The sequence below is a fragment of the Flexivirga sp. YIM B11880 genome (assembly GCF_058148645.1).
In genome coordinates this window covers 55,379-73,840 of the sequence record NZ_JBMAMH010000011.1, presented here as the reverse complement: position 1 = coordinate 73,840, position 18,462 = coordinate 55,379, and the positions used below count along the sequence as shown (strand labels likewise).

Below are 18,462 nucleotides of genomic sequence, written 5' to 3'. Positions count from 1 at the left end.
GGCGGCGGGGGTGGCCCCGCGCTGCTAGGTTGGCCCGGTTACCGCACTGGTGTTCATTTCCGAAGGGGTTCGTCCATGGCAAGCGCCCAGCTGAAGCAGATCCTCGCGGGCATCGACTTGTTCGCCGGTCTCAGCCCGGCCGCGATCTCGCAGATCGCGGAGAGCGGCTCGACCTTCCGCAGCGGACCGGGCTCCAAGGTGATCACCGAGGGTGCTCAGGACAGCGGTCTGCGGGTCGTGCTGGCCGGCTCGGCCGACATCGTCGTCGGTGGCGAGGACCGGGGCCAGATCGGCGTCGGCGACTACGTCGGCGAACTCTCCATGATCGACGGGGCGCCGCGCTCGGCGACCATCACTGCCGGGCCGGACGGCGTCGAGACGTTCGCGCTGTCACCGATGGCGTTCATGCCGCTGGTGCGCGGTGACGCCGAGATCGCCACCGCTCTGCTGAAGACCCTCGTCGCACGCCTGCGCAAGGTGGAGGCTGCCGCGCACAAGTAGGAGTACTTGGTCTCGATACACCTCCCCCGCTGCGCTCCTCCGGCACTCGACCAGCGTGCTTGTCCGGCGCGAAGGGGCTCAGTGGGCGAAGTGCCGGGTGCCGGTGAAGTACATCGTGATCCCGGCGTCGTCGGCCGCGTCCACCACCGCCTGGTCCCGCATCGAACCGCCAGGAGCGACAACGGCTTTCACGCCCGCGTCGATCAACACCTGCAAACCGTCCGGAAACGGGAAGAACGCGTCCGAGGCGGCGACCGATCCGCGCGCCCGCTCCTCGCCGGCGCGGTTCACCGCGAGGTGACAGGAGTCGACGCGGTTGACCTGGCCCATGCCGACGCCGACCGATGCGCCGTCGGAAGCCAGCAGGATCGCGTTGGACTTCACGGCACGGATCGCACGCCAGGCGAACTGCAGGTCGGCCAGCGTCGCGTCATCTGCCGCATCGCCGGACACGAGTCGCCAGTTGGCGGCGTCGTCGCCACCGACCACGTTGCCGTCCTCATCCCGCACGACGGCGTCGACCCGGTCGCTGCGCTGCATCAGCATGCCGCCACTGATCGGCCGGATCTCGACCGGGTCACGCTGCAGGGCCGCCTCGGACGGCAGCTTGAGCAGCCGAATCGCCTTGCGCTTGCTGAGAATCTCGACGACTCCCGGCTCGAAATCCGGTGCGACGACGACCTCGGTGAAGATGTCCTTGACCGTCTCGGCCATCTCGACGGTCACCGGCCGGTTCGTCGCGATCACGCCGCCGAAGGCGGACATCGGGTCGCACGCGTGCGCCTTGCGGTGCGCGTCAGCGATGTCCGAGCCGACTGCGATGCCACAGGGATTCGCGTGCTTGATCACCGCGACGGTCGGCTGGTCGCCGTGGTCGTATGCCGCGCGCACGGCCGCGTCCGCGTCCACGTAGTTGTTGTAGGACATGGCCTTGCCGAAGAGCTGCTCGGCGGAGGCGATGCCAGGACGCCAGTGCCGGTAGAGCGCGGCACTCTGGTGGGGGTTCTCGCCATACCGCAGGTCCTGCGCCTTGCTGAAGGTCGCTCCGGACCAGTTGGGGAAGCCGGTGCCGTCACTGGTGTCGACATACACGTTGCTGATCCAGTTGGCGACGGTGTTGTCGTAGTCGGCGGTGTGCTGGAACGCCCGTGCTGCCAATAGCTTTCGCTGGTCGAGCGTGAATCCGCCGGCGGCCACGGCTTCGAGGGTCGCCGGATAGGCGTCGGGCGAGGTGACGATGGCGACGCTCGGGTGGTTCTTCGCGGCGGCGCGGACCATCGACGGACCGCCGATGTCGATCTGCTCGATGCACTCGTCCGGTGTGGCACCGGAGGCGACGGTGGCGCGGAACGGGTAGAGGTTGGACACGACGAGCTCGAACGGCTCGATATCCAACTTCTCCAATTGGGAGATGTGTTCGGGGATGCGAGTATCGGCCAGGATGCCGGCGTGGATCTTCGGGTGCAGGGTCTTCACTCGGCCGTCGAGGCACTCGGGGAAGCCGGTGAGGTCCTCGACCCGGGTCACCGGGATCCCGAGGCCGGTGATCAGCGCGGCGGAGCCGCCGGTGGAGACCAGCTCCACGCCTGCTTCGTGCAGGCCACGGGCCAGGTCCTCCAGTCCCGTCTTGTCATAGACGGAGACGAGGGCGCGCTTGATCGGACGTCGGTCGTCTGGCTGAGACATGACTCTCCTCGTGAAGGTTCATGCGCGCACCCAGGCGGGCGATGCACGCGACTCCACTCCCTGGTGGTGACCCACCTGCGCCAGTCGTGTGGCTCGATTTTACGTCACCCCACGAAGTTCCTCCCCCGCTCCGCTCCTCCGGATACTTCGCGAGGACCCCGACTGCCGATGCGGACGCGGCGCCCGTCGACCGTGAAACCTTCTCGCGCCATCCGCCCGACCCACTCCACCAGCTGCGGGCGCTCCGCTTCCTTGATCCGCTCGGTGAGCGACTCGACCGTGTCGTCGTCCTGTACCGGGACGACGCACTGCGCCACGATGGCGCCGGTGTCCACACCCGCGTCGACGACGAAAAGCGTTGCGCCGGAGACCTTCACGCCATACTCCACGGCATCCCGCGGTCCATGTATGCCGGGGAAGCTCGGCAGCAGCGCGTTGTGGCTGTTGAGGTAGCGACCACCGAATTCCGCCAGGAAGCGCTCCCCCACCAGTTTCAGGAAGCCCGCCGAGATCACCAGGGCCGGTTCGTATGCCGCCACCTGCTCGGTCAGCGCGGCATCCCAGGCGGCGCGGTCGGGGTAATCCTTGACGCGGCAGACGAAGGTCGGCACACCGGCACGCTCTGCGCGCGCGAGGCCCTCGATGCCGGGACGGTCGGCGCCCACAGCGGCGACGCGCACGCCATACGCAGGATCCTGCGTGGCATCGAGCAGGGCCTGGAGCAGCGTTCCGGAGCCCGAAACGAGCACGACCACCGGCACAGGTTGCGAGTCCACCACGGCCCGCACGCTAGCGCAGGTGCTCTCGGCGGCGTCTCAATGGTGCCAAGCGCGCTCCATGGAGCACGTTCGGCACCGCCGAAACGAGCGGGTGTGGGTTCAGTGGCGGAGCGCGTCGTACATCCGCCGAACCTGCAGCAGGAACTCTTGTGGCTTCAGTCGCAATCCGATGACCGGGATCCGCAGCACGCGCTCTCCGGCGACGACGCGATCGTTCTGCCGCAGCGCGTCGTCGATCGGGTTGAGCGCCAGTGCGTGATGTCCACCGTCGATCTCCACCACCAGGCCGACGTCTTCCCAGCTGACGTCGAGGTAAACCCGGCCGTGTGGCCCCTCCCGTACGGCCTGATGTGTCGGCGAAGGTAGGCCGACCTGGCGAGCCAGGCGCGCAAAGTCGAGTTCGCCGAGGGAGTGTGCGCCATCGGTCACATCGGCGATCACCGCATCCAGCAATGACCGCCGCGCCGAGCGGGTCACGCCGCGCCAGGCAAGTCCCAACCGCGCCGGACTCGCCAACCGCTGCTGGATGGGCAAACAGATCAGCAATGCCGCCTGCCGATCCGACACCGCCCACTGGGCAGCGTGGATCGTCGCGATCTCGGGCGCTACTCGCGGGATCCCCGCTCTGCTGATGGAAGGCGGGGCGGCCATCCTGTGTAGGCGGACACCCTCAACCATGTGGTGTCGATTGTCGACCGGCAGCGATACGTCGATCACAGCTGGGGTGAAGCTGGCCAAGCCATCCGCGATCAGCGCCGATGCACCGTCCAGCCGGGACCCGGATCCGCTCTCCCACACTGCACGCCACAACAGTGCTTCGGCGCCGAGCTCGGGCCCGGTGACTGCCACAGTGTGCCGCCCGGCGCGGAACCATCGGCCGGCCTCCATCTCGTGCCGTATGCCGTGCCGGTCGACGCCGTGCTGCGCCAGCGTCCGGCGATGCACGACCCCACCGTGCTCGGTGGCGAGCTCACGGGCGACTGCACGGCGGTCCACGCCATACCGCAGCGGCCGACCGACGACGGTGTGCCTGATGACGGAAGTGGGTGCTGCAGCCATTGGCCGAGCTTGACCCACATCAGCGATTGCCCGCAGAGGTCCTGTGGATAAGCAGTTGCATCGTGCCAAGCGCGCTCCATGGAGCACCTTCGGCACCACCGAAGCCGTTGCGAGCAACCAAATGGGGCCAAGCGCGCTCCCTACAGCACCTTCGGCACCACCGAAGCCAGTGGAAGGCGGTCAAAACGTCTACCGGCGCAGAGCGCGCCTCCAGTGCAGGAAGAGCGTGGTGACGAGCGCACCGAGCAGCAGCTCCACTACCAGCAGCGGGACGATCAGCAACGACGGGCCGATGTAGTCCAAGGAGCCACCGCTGACACCGGCGGTGGAGAGCCAGCTGAGCACCAGCACGATGAGCGCCGTCATGCCGGCGGCCTGGGCGGCCGTGATCGCCTTGGTGCGCAGCGACGCGTAGGTCGTCAGTTTGCTCAGCGACCGGTGCCCGACGAAACACCCGAGCAGGACCGGCAGCAGGAACGCCAGGTCGATCCCGGTCGGCAGCGGCCCGGCACCGGGCACCGCGCCGAGCAGCGGGATCATCGGCAACAGGCCACCGTGCACCGACGTGCTGCTCACGCTGACCGCGCCGAGTTGCACCGGAGCACCGGTGGTCCAGCCGGCCGCCCACAGCATCAGGTTGGGCAGCGCCGCGAGCTGACCGGACCACAGGACGACTCCCCCGAGCACACCCGGCCGCAGCTGCCCGCTCACGTCACCGATCTGCGCCGCGTGCGTCACCGCCAGCAGCAGCACGATCGCGAAACCGATCGCCAGGTAGCCGAGCACGCCCTGCGTCGCCGGGCGCAGGGCCCGCCGCGTGGACAGCGAGACGTGTTCGTCGACGAACCCTTTCGCCTGCTGCGCGACGGGTTCGTCGCTGCGCAGCAGCGCCCACGCGCAACCGGCGAAGCCGATGACGACCGCACCGGGGAGGACGGTGAGCAGGTGGGGATGGGCGGGCCCGGTCAGCGAGAGGCCGCTGATGACGAGACCGGCCACGACATACCCGAGCAGGTATGACGCGGGCCCCTCCCACCACGCGCCGGACCGGCCGGACAGGTGGGTGAGCATCGCCTTGGCCGCCATCCGCGCCAGCAGTACGGCGAGTGCGGTCACCAGCAGCGGCGCGAACGCCACCGTGTGCGCGGCACCCGCGGCCACGCCCACGTGCCCGCGGTGTGCCAGTGCCCAGCCGTCCCCGCTGAAGCTCAGCGCGTCCGTCCACGAGGTGGTGCTGTGCGGGTCGGCGGCCCACGCGGCCATCACCGGCACGATCAGCACCAGGCCGAGCATCACCGCACCCACCGCGCCATAACCGGCGGCGATGGCGAGCTGACGCACGTCGCGTGGCTCTCGGGGGCTGACCAGCGTGGGCAGGCTGCTGCGGGCGCGATCCAGGAGGCTCATGTCGCTTGCCATGGTCGCTCCCCCGGCGGCTCACGTCGTGCAGACTCGCCGGGAGTGGACAGAATGCGACGCAGCGCACGAATCAGGCCTGCGGACCCAGCCCTGGCCGCCCGTCGGCGGATACCCTCACGGTGCGCACCCGTCATACCGAGAGGAGAGGGACATCGTGGGCACCAAGACGTTCGGTCCCGGACCGCACCGCCTGCTGCGCAACGGCCGGCCGGTCGGCGCATGCGCGATCGCGGACACCGCCCGCTCCCGCCGCAAGGGCCTGCTCGGCACCGACGCGGTGGCCGGCGCCCTGTGGCTCACCAAGTGCCCCTCGGTCCACATGGTCGGCATGCGCTACCCGATCGACGTCGCCGTCCTCGACAAGGAGGGCATCGTGCTGCAGGTGACGACCCTGCGCCCCTGGGTCGGTATGACCCGGCCACGGCTGCGCGCCTCCGCGACCGTCGAGGCCGCGGCGGGTGCGTTCGAGGCGTGGGGCGTCCGGCCCGGCGACCGTCTGTCGATCGGCCCCGCATGAGCCCCTGGCTGGTCGGCGGCATCGCCGGTTGCGTCGCCGTCCCCGTCGCCGTGGGGCTGCGGACCCGGCTGCGCACTGCCGCGCACCGCCGCGACGACGAACTCGACACCGCGACCCGCAGTCACGCGTGGGTGCTGGCCGTCCTGCCGCTCGTCGCGCTGCTCGTGGGGCACGCGCTGGCGGCGACCCATGACGCCGGCGTCAGCTTCGCCTACTGCGTGAGCCTGCCGGTGCTCGCGGCACTCACCGCGATCGACCTGGACGTACACCGCCTGCCGGACGCGCTCACCTTCCCCCTGGCCCCTCTCGCTGCGGTGATCGCCGCGTTGGCAAGCCTTTTCACCGGTGACTGGTTCGCGCTGGTGCGCGCGCTCATCGCCGGAGTGGCGCTCGGGGCTGCGTACTTCATGCTCCTGCTGGTCTCCCGCGGCGGCGCCGGACTCGGCTTCGGCGACGTCAAGCTCGCCGTCGGCCTCGGCGTACTGCTCGGCTGGTTCTCCTGGTCCGCCGTCCTGAGCGGCACACTCCTCGGCTTCGTCCTCGGCGGCGTGTGGGCGGCCGCGCTACTGATCAGCCGTCGGGCGACCCGCCAGTCCTACATCGCCTTCGGCCCGTTCATGATCGGTGGCACCGTTCTGGCACTTCTCGCGTCCTAGCCCCGGGCACGCGGCACCTCCTGCGCCGGCGGGTCCTGCAGGAGCGCACCCAGAGAGGCAGAGATGAACCAGCACACGGGACCAATCCTCGGAGTGATCGCGCGTGGCGGCCCAACCGGGCGCTCGCCCCTCAGCACCATCGATCCGGCCTCCCCGACCTGGGCCACCGAACTCTTCCGCAGCCGGCCCGCTCCCACTGCCATCGTGTTCGTGCCGCAACTGGAAAGCACTCCACGCATCGGGCAGGGCACCCAGCTCGACGAACTGCTGCCGGAGCACAGCCCGCAGGTCGCCGTGGTGCCGATGCCCACCCACGTGACCGGCGTGCTCGCCGCCGTGCAGGACTGCCTGCCACTCCTGGGCAGCCGCGCGGAGTTCATCGCGGCCGTTCGCGCCCACGCCGCGCGATCGTATGCCGGGACCTGGCTCAAGCGGGTCGCGAAGCTCGACACTCCGTCGCCCTCACTGCTCCAGCACCTGCGCTCCTGGCTGCCGTTCACCCGTGGCCAGTTCGTCGGAATCCACCCGGCGCTGACCGTGCAAGGCCGCCCCGAGCGCCCGCCGCAGCCGCTGTCGACGCCCGTGCTGCGTACCAGCGCCGAGCCGTCCGGGCGGGTCAGCGACGTGCTGGGCGAGGCATACGCACCGCAGCACCGGGAGGTGCTCCCCACCGCGCACCGACTCGCCACCCGCTGGGGCACCGACCACGCGGTGGAGTATGTCGTCACGCCCGAACCCACCACGCTCCAGCTGGCGCCGCCGCAGGGACGCTGCCCCACCTGCGGCGACCCGCTGTGGGGACAGTGCGCCTTCTGTCATCTCACGACACCGAACCTCGACCACTGGAGATCGGTCAGCGTCCCCGGCGTCGCGCCCGTCTGGCCCGCCGAGCCGGAACCCGAGCTCGTGCCGAAGCGCGCCTTCCAGTTGCCGCGGCACCGGCCCGCGGCGGACAACAGATGCTCACTACGCGGCTGATCTCCGGCCGGGGCGAATCACCAGCCCCACCAACGCGAAAACCGTCGCAAGCAGCGCCGCCGCGCCGGTCACACCCGCCATGATCAGCGTCGGTCCCGTGTCCTCGACGGTCAGCAGACCCGGTCCGGTGATCCCGCTGCAGACCACTTTCGTGTTCCCCGCCCATCCTTTCGGCTGCCGCAGCACGCTGCTGTAGGACGTGCCACCGTGGGTCGCCGACGGCCCCCCGAAATCGACCGCGAACCAGGGCCGCCCACCGACCGGTGTGCACCGTGGCTCGTTCGCCGGCAGCTTGCCGGCGGTCTCGTCGGGAAGCAGCAGATAGAGCGTCCGGCCGTGACCCGAGGCGGGTGTGCTGAAGGCCGACACGTCGGCAACCGGTGTGTATGCCGGGTGCGTGTGGGTGGCGCGCCATACGAAGAATCCGCACGCGACGGCGAAGCAGACCGCCGCGATCGCGAAGAACCACCACAGCGACCCCAGCAGTCTGCTTCCCGCGCCGAACACCCGTCCTCCTTCAGCCGCCGCAGCCCGGCCAAGGCACGAACTGCGTGCCGTCCCAGTACTTTCCGCCGGTCGCGGTCAGCGTGTTCGTGTTGACCTCGACCGAGCCTCCGACCTCGGCCAGCAACTTCGCGTCGAAGTCAGCACCATAGCTGTGGTTCTCCTGGTCGAAGTCCTGCTGGGTCACGTAGCCGTGGTCCCGGGCGGCGTCCGCGAACGCCAGGGTGGCCGGGATGCTGGTGATCACACCTGCGGTCGAGAGGGGCGGGTAGATCAGCGAGCCGCCGAGCGCGAGGCCTTGGGAGAGAAGGAAGTTGTCGGCCACCGCGGCGTCCTGGCCGTTCTTGATCGGCAGGGTGATGGTTGTCTCCCGGTAGCCCGATGCGTCCGGCTTGCCTCCGCCATACCCGTCGGTTGTGGCGTCGGCGTTGCCCGCCATCACCGTCTTGACCGTCACCTGGGTGATCTTGCCGTTCCTGTCGCGGGAGACCTGGGTCAGCAGCTTCACCTTGCCGTCGGCGGAGGCCTTCGCCTGCTTGACGGCGTTGCTGTCGTCGCCGTACAGCATCTGCGCCTGGGCGCTGCCGCTCACCTCGGCCTGGTAGTAGCTGACCGTCGTGCCGTCGCTGTTCTTCTGGTAACCCAGGCCTTCGGCGACACTGACCTTGGCGGCGGCACCGTCGTAGAGCGCGGTCGCGTTCGCGGCTGCGCCGCCCTCGATGCCGCCCTCGACGAACACCGACGTGGGCGGCGGGAGGGTCTTCTTCTGACCGACCAGCTCGAGGGTCTTGTCGGTGAGCCAGCGGATCGGGCCGCCGCCCATCAGGTGGTCCTCCATGTCGTTCTGCAGGGAGGCGCTGAGGATGCGGTCCAGCTCTGCCTTGGAGTCGGCGGTGTAGACGTTGCCGCCGGTGAAGTCCAGCCCGATGTGGGCATTTGCGGCTGCGCTGGCGCCGTACTTGTTGCCGTCCCACGTGCCGGTGACATCGAATCCGACGCCGACCCCGACAGACGCACCACCGCTCGAGGCGTCGGTGATCCGATAGGTGCCGTCGCTCATCCGGTCGACCCGCAGCTTCTGCCCCTCGCTGCCGGTCACGATGAAACTCACCGAGACCTTGGCGTCCGACGCCTGCGAGTTGACGACGCACGGGTCGGTGGGCAGGTGCGAAATCGCCTGGGGCAACGTCGCATTGCAGCTGCCCTGACCGAGCGTGACCACCTTGCAGATGGCCGCTCGTGCCTGGCTGGCCAGCGCCGGCGCGCCGGTAGTCATGGAGGCGACGAGAGCGAGCACCAGCAGCGCCGCAAGCGCCAGCATCCCGGTCGTCTCGAGAGTCGCCTGACCCCGCTCGCTCCGACCGTGAATCACCTTGCTGCGACTCATGACCGCCACCCCTCGCTCACGTAGCTGTTGTCACGGAGCGAGCTGCGTCTCGCGGGCGTCACCAACCGGGCGCCGAGCGTCACTGCCAGCAGACCGGTCAAGGCCAACAGCAGCAGCACGTCGACCACCGCGGCGAGCGGGCCGGTGCCGAGGACCAGCTGCGCGGCATACGCGTGGCCGCCCCAGGTCGCCGGATCCAGCACGAAACCGACTGCCGCGCCGCTCATCACCGATCCGGCGAAGGCCGAGCGGCGGTCCAGGCGGACGCTGCGTCCGGCGCAGACCACCACGACAGCCACCACCACGGCCGACAGCACCACGATCCGCATGACATAGCCACGCCCGACGTCGTTCGCCGACCCCGACGCGATCAGCGCCCCCGAAATCGCGGCGACGGTCCCACCCACCGCCGTGATGGCGGCGGCCCTCCACATCGTCCCGAGCTCAACGTCCATCGTCATCTCCTCCGTGAACTGCCGGCCGTCCGCCGGCAGCAGCACCATGCTTCCCGTGGCGGACGTCCCGCCGATGGGCCTGCGACCCCCAATACGGACCCATCCGCAGTGGGACCGGAAGTAGGCCCACGGTCCCTGTCGTGACCGGCCGAAGCGCGCAACCCTGAGGTGGTATGACGCGCGAGATGCGCTGGAAACGCTCACTGTCCGAGACCCGGGCCAGCACCGCGCCGATCAGGGATGGAACCGAATCTGCACCCGCTGCATCGACATTCGAGTGGCCCTCGCAAGGCGGTGCCGCGCCAGGGAGAGCGATCAGACCGGGCCACGGTCGGAAGGGAACGAGCAGCGATGAACCCGCGTCAGCGCAGGGGCATGGTGTTGATCATCATCGCGGTCCTCGGAGCCATTGCGGTCTTCGCCGGGGTCTCGTCATACGTGAGCAACGTCAACTCGCAGGTCGGCTCGAAAGTGACGGTGCTGGCGATGAACACCTCGCGGCCGGCATACAGCGTCATACGGCAGAGCGACCTGAAAACCGTTGAGGTTCCTGCGCGTTGGAAAGATCCCAACGCCATTACCGATCCGCAGGACGTCGTCGGCCACAAGCTCGCGGTGAGTGTCGCCCAGGGGTCGACGCTGACCACCGACCTGCTGGTCGACCCCACGGACCAGACGCAGCACGAGCGCTACATCACCATCAAGGTCGATGCGGTGACCGGCGGCGCCACCGGGCTGCGTGCGGGGGACACGGTCGACGTCTACGCGGTCTATTCGGATGTGAGCGGGCTGCCCAAGCAGGTCCGCGTGCTGGTGCACGACGTGAAGGTCGTGGCGGTCAGCTCGGTGCAGAACGGCACCGGCGCCAGCAGTTCGGGCAACCACAACTCCCCGTCGAGCTACATCGCCGTCACGCTGGCGCTGTCGACCGACGACTCGCTCGCGATGACCTATGCGTCGGCCTTCGCGTCGGAGCTGCGGGTGGTCAAGCTGCCGCCCGTCGCCGAGCAGGACTCGAACGGCGACAACACCTACGACGCAACGAAGCTCGGCGGCAAGGCAGTGCCGGAGAAATCGAAATGAGCAACACCGTCGTCATCGGCTGCGCGGACCAGGCACTCGGCTACGAGCTGCGGTCTCAACTCGCGGAGATCGGTGGTCTCGAGATCGGCTACATCGCCGAGACGACCAGTGAGTTCAGCTCCGCCGTCATCCGGCTCGAGCCGGACGTCGCCGTCCTGCACGACGGCATCGGGCCGCAGCCGGTGCTCGACGTCGTCCGGGAGCTCTCCCTGCGCCGGCCGACCATGTCGACCATCGTCGTGTGCACGGACCCGTCCCCCGAGGCGCTGATGCCGCTGGTGGAAGCCGGCGCCCGCGGCATCCTCACCTACCCGCTCGCGTTCGAGGAGGTGCAGGCCCGCCTGCACGCGGCGATCGAGTGGTCGCGTGCGATGAGCGACATGGTGGCCGCGCCGCACGATCCGGTGGGTGTCGGCGCGCGGGTCATCTGCTTCACCGGGTCCAAGGGCGGCGTCGGCACCTCGACCGTCGCCACGCACATCGCTCTCGACGTGGCCCGCGAAGTACCCGGGTTCCGGGTCGCGCTGCTCGACCTGGACCTGGAGAAGGGCGACGTCTCCAGCCTGATCGACGTCCGCTATCGCAGCTCCATCGCCGACGTCGCCCGGGTGTCGGACGACCTCACCGTCCGTACCGTCGCCGACGCGGTGGTGCCGCACGAGTCGGGTCTGCACCTGCTGCTGACCCCGCACCAGGTGCAGGACGTCGAATACATCACCCCGCAGTCGGTGCGGGTCATCATCGCCACGCTCCGTCAGGCGTACGACCTGGTCATCGTCGACGGCGGCTCCCACGTCACTCCGACGCAGGTGGCCGCAGTCGAACTCGCCGACGAGGTCGTCGTGGTCACGACCCCGGATGTGCTCTCGCTGCGCGGCGTCCGCCGCAACCTCGACTCGTGGGACGGCCTCGGCGTGCGCAAGGCCGACACGACCCGTGTGCTGGTCAACAACAGCAGCAAGCACAACGCGATCCAGGCAGACCTGGTGCACCGGTTGGCCCAGGCCCCGGTCATCTCGGTCGCGCTGCCGTCGATGCACAAGCAGCTGGAGGCCGCAGTCAACTCGCGCGATCCGCTGACCCTGCGCGAGAGCTCCTGGTGGAAGGCGCTGCGCGCCATCGGCAAGGAGATCGAGCTGGTGCGTGTGTCACCGCGCACCGACGTCGCGGCGGAGGAGATCAAGGCGGAGATCGTGTCGCGGCGCACCGGTCGCAAACCGGGCCGGCGCGGCCGCCGCCGCGCCAAGGCGGCCGGCTCGGAGGCCGGGCAGATCAGCATCGAGACCGTGGGTCTGCTGCCGACGATCCTGCTGGTCTGCGTCTTCATCTGGCAGATCGCACTGGTCGGTATGTCGGCGATCTACGCCTCGCACGCCGCCGATGCGGCCGCCCGGCAGGCGTCGATCGGCCTCGCTCCCGGACCGACCGCCTATCAGCAGGTGCCCGGCTTCTTCCGGGACGGCATGTCCGTCGTCCCCGCCGACCACGCCCCCGCCGACGGTGTCGTGACCGTCCATGTCAACGTGCCGATCCTGGTGCCCGGCGTGCTCACCGGGCCCTGGTCGATCGACTCGACCCGGACGGTGGTGCAGGAACCATGAGGAGAGACCGCGGCGTCGCCAGTCTCGAGGTCGTCGGGCTGCTGCCGCTGGTCGCCCTCGTCGTCTCGATGATCCTGCAACTGGTCGCCGCGACCTACACGGCCAACGAGACCGAGTCCGCGGCGCGCGCCGCGGCACGCGCCTACTCCCTGGGCGAGGATCCGGCCGCGGCCGCCCGGCACTCGCTCCCGTCCGCGCTCCGGCCGGTCGACGTCGAGGTGCACGGACCGCGGCACGCCGCGACGGTGACGGTGCGCATTCCGCGCACCAGCATCCTGCCGCTGCACGACGTCACCAAGACGGTGGTCATGCCATGAGAGGCCACTTCTCGACCGCCACTCAGCACGAGTTCTCCGTGCCGAGCGCCACCCGGCACGGCCGCTCCGCACTCGACGAGGCCGACGAGGCGGTGATCCGCCGCTTCAAGTCGATCCTGCTCGACGAGATCGACCTCGGCGAGCTGAGCCGCATGGACGCCTCCCAGCGCCGGGTCCGGCTCGAGCGGGTGATGGCCCACCTGGTCTCCCGTGAGGGCCTCATCCTCAGCTCCCGGCAGCGCAACCAGCTGGTCCGCCGGGTCGTCGACGAAGCCGTCGGGCTCGGTGTGCTGGAGCCGTTGCTCGCCGACGACACGATCAGCGAGATCATGATCAACGGGCACCAGGAGCTATATGTCGAGCGCTTCGGCACCCTGCAGCGCCTGCCGTCCGCCTTCTCCAGCGAGGAGCAGCTGGTGCAGACGATCGACCGCATCGTCTCCACGGTGAACCGGCGCGTCGACGAGTCCAATCCGATGGTGGACGCCCGGCTGCCGCCCGACTCCCGGATGCCGCGCGGCGCTCGGGTGCACGTCGTCCTGCCGCCGCTGGCGCTGAACGGGCCGGTCGTCACGATCCGGCTCTTCCCGAAGGCCTACGGCCTCGGCGAGCTGCTGGCCCGTGGCACGCTCGACACGACGACCGCCGAGTTCCTGCGCCGCTGCGTGCGCGCGCGGCTCAACGTGATCGTGTCCGGCGGCACCGCCTCCGGCAAGACCACGATGCTCAACGCGCTGTCGGCGTTCATCCCGGACCACGAGCGGATCATCACGATCGAGGACGCGGCCGAGCTGTCCCTGGAGCAGGAGCACGTCATACGGCTCGAGACCCGGCCGGCCAACGTGGAAGGCACCGGCGCCGTGCCGATCCGCGAACTGGTCCGCAACTCCTTGCGCATGCGTCCCGACCGCATCGTCGTCGGTGAGTGCCGTGGCGGTGAGGCGCTGGACATGCTGCAGGCGATGAACACCGGGCACGAGGGCTCACTCACCACCGTGCACGCCAACAGCGCCGGCGACGCGCTGACCCGCCTGCAGACCCTCGCCTCGATGAGCGACGTCGAGATCCCGTTCCGGGCGCTGCACGAGCAGGTCAACCAGGCCGTCGACATCATCGTGCAACTCCAGCGCGGCACCGACGGCACCCGCCGGGTCGTGTCCTGCGACTTCGTCGCGTCCTCGTATGACGAGCCGTTTCGCCTGCACTCGTTGATGCGGTGGGACCCACGCGCTCCGGGCACCGGCAAGACGCCGGGGGCGTTCGTCGTCGGTTCCGCGCCGGCCCGGCTCGCCGACCGCCTCGCAGTCACCGGCGAAGCAGTCCCGGACGGCATGGCTGTCGAGGAGGACTGATGAACAACCCACTCGTCCTGTTGCTCGGAACCCTCCTGGTCGCAGCCGTTTTCATCGCCGGGGTGCGCGACATCGCCGGTGCGCTCGGTGAGCGTGCGCGGTTGCAGGACCTGATCTTCGCGGAGAACGACACTCCGGCGCGCAGCGGCTTCGACCGGCTCGACGCACGGTTCCGGCATACCCGCCCGGGCCGGTGGGTCGAGACACATCTCGTGCTTGCTGGCGTCAAGCGGCCGCCGCTGCAGGTCGTGCTGCTCACCGCCGCGCTCGCGGTCGTGGCCGCGATGATCCTGGACAAACTGCTCGCACCGGTCTTCGCGCTCGCGGGGCTCGCGCTCGCCATACAGGGCCTGCGAGTCTTCCTGCGGCGCGCCCGGGACCGTCGCCGCGAGGCGTTCATCCAGCAGATGCCCGAGCTGGCCAGGGTCCTCGCCAACGCGACCGGCGCCGGACTGTCGATCCGCACCGCGGTGTCGCTCGCCTCCGACGAGCTCGCCGAACCCGCTTCCGAGGAACTGTCCCGGGTGGCGCGGGCCATGCAGTTCGGCGACTCGCTGGAGAACGGTCTGCTCGGCATCTACGACCGGCTGCCGTCCCGCGAGATCCAGGTGCTCGTGTCGACGCTGCTCGTCTCGTCCCGCAGCGGCGGCTCGCTGGTGACCTCGTTGCGTGACATCGCCGACACGCTGGAGGCGCGCAAGGAGACGCGCCGGGAGATCCGCACCACGCTCGCGCAGGCCACCCTGACCGGCTACCTGGTCGCCGCCATGGGGTTGCTGATGCTGGTCATGCTCAACACGATTCACCCCGGCACGGTCGAGAAGATGACCACCTCCATCGCGGGTCAGATCGCGCTCGTCGTGGCCGGCGGGCTCTACGCGCTCGGCCTGTTCCTCATCCGCCGCATCACCCGGATCGAACCATGACGACTCTGCTGCCCGTCGCCGCCGGACTGGCTGTCACCGGCTGCTTCGTCCTCTTCCTCGTCGGTTACCGGCGGCTGCGGTCGGACGCCGCCGACGGACTCGCCGTGGAGGACCTGGTGCTGCTCCGCACGGCCCAGCGCGAAGAGGCCACGGGCCTGCGGCCGATGGAGAAGCTGGCGTCCCGGTTCGTGCCGGTGGTCCGCCGGGCGCTCGGCCCCAAGCGGATCAGCGACCTGCAACGCCGGATCAACGAGGCCGGCCGCCCGGACGGTATGACGGTCGACTCCTTCCTGCGCCGGCTCGTCATGTGGTACCTGCTGACCGTTCCGCTGTGCCTCGTCTTCCTCGGGCAGGGCAACCTGGTGCTGGCCGTGCTGCCGCTCGCCGTCCCGCTGCTGATCACGTTCGGCAAACTCACCGGTGCACGGCGCAAGCGGCACGACGCCATCGACAACGACCTGCCCGACTTCCTCGACATCCTGGCCGTCACGGTGAAGGCCGGGGTCGCGTTCCGGCCCGCGCTCGCGCGGGTGAGCAGCCGTTTCCAGGGACCGCTCGGCGACGAGATCAAGATCGTGCTCGGTCAGCTGCAGAACGGCGCCAGCATCCGGCAGGCGTTCACCGGCCTGAAAGAACGCAACTCCGCCGCGTTCGTCAACCAGTTCGTCGCCGCCTTCCTGCAATCCGAGGAACTGGGTGCGCCGCTCGCCGACACCCTCAACACCATCGCGACCGACATGCGGCGCGAAGCCGCGCAACGGATGCGGCGCAAGGCGGCCCGGGCGGCGCCGCAGATCACCCTCGTCACCTCGCTGATCCTGGTGCCGGCCGTGCTGATCCTGGTCATCGTCGGCATCGTCATCGGCTCGAACGCGGACCTGGGTGGTCTCCTTGGGTGACCAGCTGAGCACCGCGGCACCGCTGTCCAACCGGCTGTTCCGGACCGTGGTGCGCAGCGCGCTGCTCATCCGGCTGATCGCCCTGCTGCTGGCCCTCGCCGCCTCGGTGTCCGGGCGTAGCAACGCGACCTTCTGGATCTGGGCGGCCCTGCTCGCGGTGCTCAGCTTCGCCGGGATCACCGACCGGGTCGACGGCATCGGCTGGCTGCAGCGGCATCCGGCGCTCGCCATGCTCGACGTCGGTGTCGTCGTCACGATGATCTCGGTGCGCGGCCCGGACAACGTGCTGCTGCTGGCGACCTTCCCGACCGCCCTGCTGATCGGGGCGTTGTTCCCCTGGTTCACCGGCCTGCTGTTGCTGTCCGTGCTCGAACTGGGCTACCTGAGTGCCGTGGCGGCACACGCCGGCCTCGCGGAGGCGCCATACATCGTCACCGTGGGGGTGCCGTTCGTCTACCTGGCGATGACCGGGATCGGCTTCACCATCAGCTATGGAACCCAGCAGCTGACGACGACCATCGTCGAGTTGCAGCGGGTCCAGCGCGAGCGAGCCGCCGCCGACGAACGCGCCCGCCTGGCGCGGGACATGCACGACTCGCTCGGGAAGACGATGCACGGCATCGCGCTGTCCGCGACATCGCTGCCGCACTGGATCGCCACCGACAGCGCGCACGCGAGCAGCCTGGCGTCGGAGCTGGCCTCGCACGCCGAGCGCGGCGCCCAGGAGGCTCGCGCCATTCTCGTCGGGCTGCGCACCCATCAAACTGACCGGCCGCTGCTCGAGGTGCTCATCGAACGCTGCCGGGAATGGTCGGAAGCCACCGGCATACCGGTCAACACGATCACCCAGGGCGTCGCCGACGTCGACGAGCGCGAACGCGAGGTGGTGCTCGCCGTGCTCGCCGAATCCCTGGAGAACGTCCTCCGGCACGCCCATGCGCAGGCGGTCGACGTGGAGTTCACCGGCGACGCACACCACGTCACGCTGCACGTGCACGACGACGGTGTCGGCTTCGCCGACTCGCTCGCGGCGGCCGTGAAACGCAAGCGGTTCGGCCTGCTCGGGATGCGCGAGCGCGCGGTCGCCGCACACGGGGACCTCTCGATCAGCCGTCGCGAGCCGCGCGGCACCACCGTCCAGCTCTCGCTGCCCCGATGAAGGAGAACCAGCAGCCATGACGACTACGGACACCACCAATGCCACCGGCGTCGCCCCGACGACCCGGCTGCGCGTCGCCATCGCGGACGACAACGAGATCATCCGGGTCGGGCTGCGCAACATGCTCGAGATCGACGCCTCGGTCGACGTCGTCGGCGAGGCCGGCGACGGACGCGCCGCGATCGAGCTCATCCAGCGGCATCGTCCGGACGTCGCCCTCGTTGATGTGCGTATGCCGTTCGCCGACGGCATCACCGTCGTCCACGAGGTCCACGAGGTGACCAACGTGCTGATGCTGACCTACTCGGACGCGCCGGACGTCGTCCGCGGTGCGCTGTCCGCCGGGGCCCGCGGTTACCTGGTGCACGGGGCGTTCTCCCCCGCCGAGCTGACCGCCGGCATCCGGGCCGTCGCTCAGGGCGGCTCGGTGCTGTCGCAGCCCGCCATCGACGCGGTGCACAGCGCCTTGATCTCCTCGGCGCCGCTGCCGGACGCGAGCCGGCACGACGTCTACGGCCTCAGCAGGCGCGAGCTGGAGATCATGGACCTGATCGCGGCCGGCCTGGCCAACGGCGACATTGCCGGCAAGCTCTTTCTGGCCGAGAAGACGGTCAAGAATCACGTCAACCACATCTTCGCCAAGCTCGGCGTGACGACGCGGTCCGCTGCTGTCTCCTTGTGGCTCACCTGACGGCCCTGGGACCCAGCGGAAACGGTCGCAGAGATGGGCCCGGGATTGGGCCTGCAGGCCCTGCCACGAAATGCACGGTCCTCGTAATGTTTATCTCGTCAGGAAATAAAGCCCCCAGGGGGGAACGGGAACAAATCTTCCCGAATATCTTTCAAGGAGAAGACCCATGACTCGTGCAATCGTCGCCACCCGCGTCCGCCTCGTCAAGACATTCGAGGAGCGCGCCGAAAAGGGGCAGGGCACCCTGGAATACGTGGGCATGATCGCCCTCGCCGCGCTCTTGGTGATGGCCATTGTCGGCGCGTTCGGCGACGGCGGCAAGTTGGCCACCAAGGTCACCGACGCGATCGGCAAGATCACCGGCATCGGCGGCTGATCACCGCATTCGCCGCAATCAGGAGGGCCGTTCCTTTTCCGGAGCGGCCCTGCTGATTGTCAAAGACAGATGCCGCATCCGAAAGAAGGGAAGGCCGCCGAAAGGCGGCCTCCCTTT

At 69.4% G+C, this 18,462-nt stretch carries 20 protein-coding genes and 1 riboswitch; of the genes, 13 read left to right on the top strand and 7 right to left on the bottom strand.

Going from position 1 to position 18,462, the window contains the following annotated elements; genetic code table 11:
• The first annotated feature begins 75 nt into the window (after positions 1-75).
• Positions 76-501: a cyclic nucleotide-binding domain-containing protein gene (locus ACN8HC_RS15330; protein WP_490075706.1), complete on the top strand. Its 426-nt coding sequence runs from the start codon at positions 76-78 to the stop codon at positions 499-501.
• 78 nt (positions 502-579) lie between these two features.
• Here the strand turns inward: ACN8HC_RS15330 and purH are convergent, their stop codons facing one another.
• From purH to ACN8HC_RS15310, 4 genes are all read right to left on the bottom strand, one after another.
• Entirely contained in the window at positions 580-2,187 is a 1,608-nt protein-coding gene (gene purH, locus ACN8HC_RS15325) for a bifunctional phosphoribosylaminoimidazolecarboxamide formyltransferase/IMP cyclohydrolase (protein ID WP_490075705.1), read from the bottom strand.
• Positions 2,188-2,208: 21 nt separating this feature from the next.
• A riboswitch (ZMP/ZTP riboswitch) is annotated at positions 2,209-2,285 on the bottom strand.
• 6 nt (positions 2,286-2,291) lie between these two features.
• Positions 2,292-2,966, bottom strand: coding sequence for a phosphoribosylglycinamide formyltransferase (gene purN, locus ACN8HC_RS15320; RefSeq protein WP_490075704.1), 675 nt, complete (start codon positions 2,964-2,966; stop codon positions 2,292-2,294).
• Between the two features lie 99 nt (positions 2,967-3,065).
• Positions 3,066-4,025 carry a hypothetical protein gene (locus ACN8HC_RS15315; RefSeq protein ID WP_490075703.1) on the bottom strand — a complete coding sequence of 320 codons (960 nt, stop codon included), beginning with the start codon at positions 4,023-4,025 and terminating at the stop codon, positions 3,066-3,068.
• Positions 4,026-4,214: 189 nt separating this feature from the next.
• On the bottom strand, positions 4,215-5,444 hold the full coding sequence (locus ACN8HC_RS15310) for a cell division protein PerM (protein WP_490075702.1): 1,230 nt from the start codon (positions 5,442-5,444) through the stop codon (positions 4,215-4,217).
• A 154-nt stretch (positions 5,445-5,598) separates the two neighbouring features.
• On the opposite strand from ACN8HC_RS15310, the gene ACN8HC_RS15305 reads away from it, so the two are divergent.
• The 3 genes from ACN8HC_RS15305 to ACN8HC_RS15295 all read left to right on the top strand — a co-directional run bounded on the left by ACN8HC_RS15305 (position 5,599) and on the right by ACN8HC_RS15295 (position 7,595).
• Entirely contained in the window at positions 5,599-5,961 is a 363-nt protein-coding gene (locus ACN8HC_RS15305; protein WP_490075701.1) for a DUF192 domain-containing protein, read from the top strand.
• On the top strand, positions 5,958-6,617 hold the full coding sequence (locus ACN8HC_RS15300) for a prepilin peptidase (protein WP_490075700.1): 660 nt from the start codon (positions 5,958-5,960) through the stop codon (positions 6,615-6,617). The genes ACN8HC_RS15305 and ACN8HC_RS15300 overlap by 4 nt, the downstream gene beginning before the upstream one ends.
• A gap of 63 nt (positions 6,618-6,680) precedes the next feature.
• Positions 6,681-7,595, top strand: a complete 915-nt coding sequence (locus ACN8HC_RS15295) for a hypothetical protein (RefSeq protein ID WP_490075699.1) — start codon at positions 6,681-6,683, stop codon at positions 7,593-7,595.
• Here ACN8HC_RS15295 and ACN8HC_RS15290 read toward each other — a convergent pair.
• Genes ACN8HC_RS15290 through ACN8HC_RS15280 form a run of 3 tightly spaced genes read right to left on the bottom strand, consistent with a single transcriptional unit; the run spans position 7,584 to position 9,941 of the window.
• On the bottom strand, positions 7,584-8,102 hold the full coding sequence (locus ACN8HC_RS15290; RefSeq protein WP_490075698.1) for a hypothetical protein: 519 nt from the start codon (positions 8,100-8,102) through the stop codon (positions 7,584-7,586). The genes ACN8HC_RS15295 and ACN8HC_RS15290 overlap by 12 nt on opposite strands.
• Positions 8,103-8,112: 10 nt before the next feature.
• Positions 8,113-9,486 (bottom strand): hypothetical protein, encoded by a 1,374-nt coding sequence (locus ACN8HC_RS15285; protein WP_490075697.1) that lies wholly within the window; start codon positions 9,484-9,486, stop codon positions 8,113-8,115.
• On the bottom strand, positions 9,483-9,941 hold the full coding sequence (locus ACN8HC_RS15280) for a hypothetical protein (RefSeq protein ID WP_490075696.1): 459 nt from the start codon (positions 9,939-9,941) through the stop codon (positions 9,483-9,485). Before ACN8HC_RS15280 ends, ACN8HC_RS15285 begins: the two co-directional genes overlap by 4 nt.
• 351 nt (positions 9,942-10,292) lie before the next feature.
• On the opposite strand from ACN8HC_RS15280, the gene cpaB reads away from it, so the two are divergent.
• From cpaB to ACN8HC_RS15235, 9 genes are all read left to right on the top strand, one after another.
• Complete coding sequence (cpaB, locus tag ACN8HC_RS15275) at positions 10,293-11,024, top strand: Flp pilus assembly protein CpaB (RefSeq protein ID WP_490075695.1); 732 nt, start codon at positions 10,293-10,295, stop codon at positions 11,022-11,024.
• Positions 11,021-12,625 (top strand): CpaE/TadZ family protein, encoded by a 1,605-nt coding sequence (locus tag ACN8HC_RS15270; protein ID WP_490075694.1) that lies wholly within the window; start codon positions 11,021-11,023, stop codon positions 12,623-12,625. Before cpaB ends, ACN8HC_RS15270 begins: the two co-directional genes overlap by 4 nt.
• Positions 12,622-12,942: a TadE/TadG family type IV pilus assembly protein gene (locus ACN8HC_RS15265; protein WP_490075693.1), complete on the top strand. Its 321-nt coding sequence runs from the start codon at positions 12,622-12,624 to the stop codon at positions 12,940-12,942. Before ACN8HC_RS15270 ends, ACN8HC_RS15265 begins: the two co-directional genes overlap by 4 nt.
• On the top strand, positions 12,939-14,294 hold the full coding sequence (locus ACN8HC_RS15260) for a TadA family conjugal transfer-associated ATPase (protein ID WP_490075692.1): 1,356 nt from the start codon (positions 12,939-12,941) through the stop codon (positions 14,292-14,294). Before ACN8HC_RS15265 ends, ACN8HC_RS15260 begins: the two co-directional genes overlap by 4 nt.
• Positions 14,294-15,220, top strand: coding sequence for a type II secretion system F family protein (locus ACN8HC_RS15255; RefSeq protein WP_490075691.1), 927 nt, complete (start codon positions 14,294-14,296; stop codon positions 15,218-15,220). Before ACN8HC_RS15260 ends, ACN8HC_RS15255 begins: the two co-directional genes overlap by 1 nt.
• Entirely contained in the window at positions 15,217-16,119 is a 903-nt protein-coding gene (locus ACN8HC_RS15250) for a type II secretion system F family protein (protein WP_490075690.1), read from the top strand. Before ACN8HC_RS15255 ends, ACN8HC_RS15250 begins: the two co-directional genes overlap by 4 nt.
• Positions 16,112-17,278, top strand: a complete 1,167-nt coding sequence (locus ACN8HC_RS15245; protein WP_490075689.1) for a sensor histidine kinase — start codon at positions 16,112-16,114, stop codon at positions 17,276-17,278. The genes ACN8HC_RS15250 and ACN8HC_RS15245 overlap by 8 nt, the downstream gene beginning before the upstream one ends.
• 16 nt (positions 17,279-17,294) lie before the next feature.
• A complete protein-coding gene (locus ACN8HC_RS15240; RefSeq protein WP_490075688.1) occupies positions 17,295-17,969 on the top strand; it encodes a response regulator in 675 nt (224 codons plus the stop codon).
• 166 nt (positions 17,970-18,135) lie between these two features.
• On the top strand, positions 18,136-18,345 hold the full coding sequence (locus ACN8HC_RS15235) for a hypothetical protein (RefSeq protein WP_490075687.1): 210 nt from the start codon (positions 18,136-18,138) through the stop codon (positions 18,343-18,345).
• Positions 18,346-18,462: the final 117 nt, after the last annotated feature.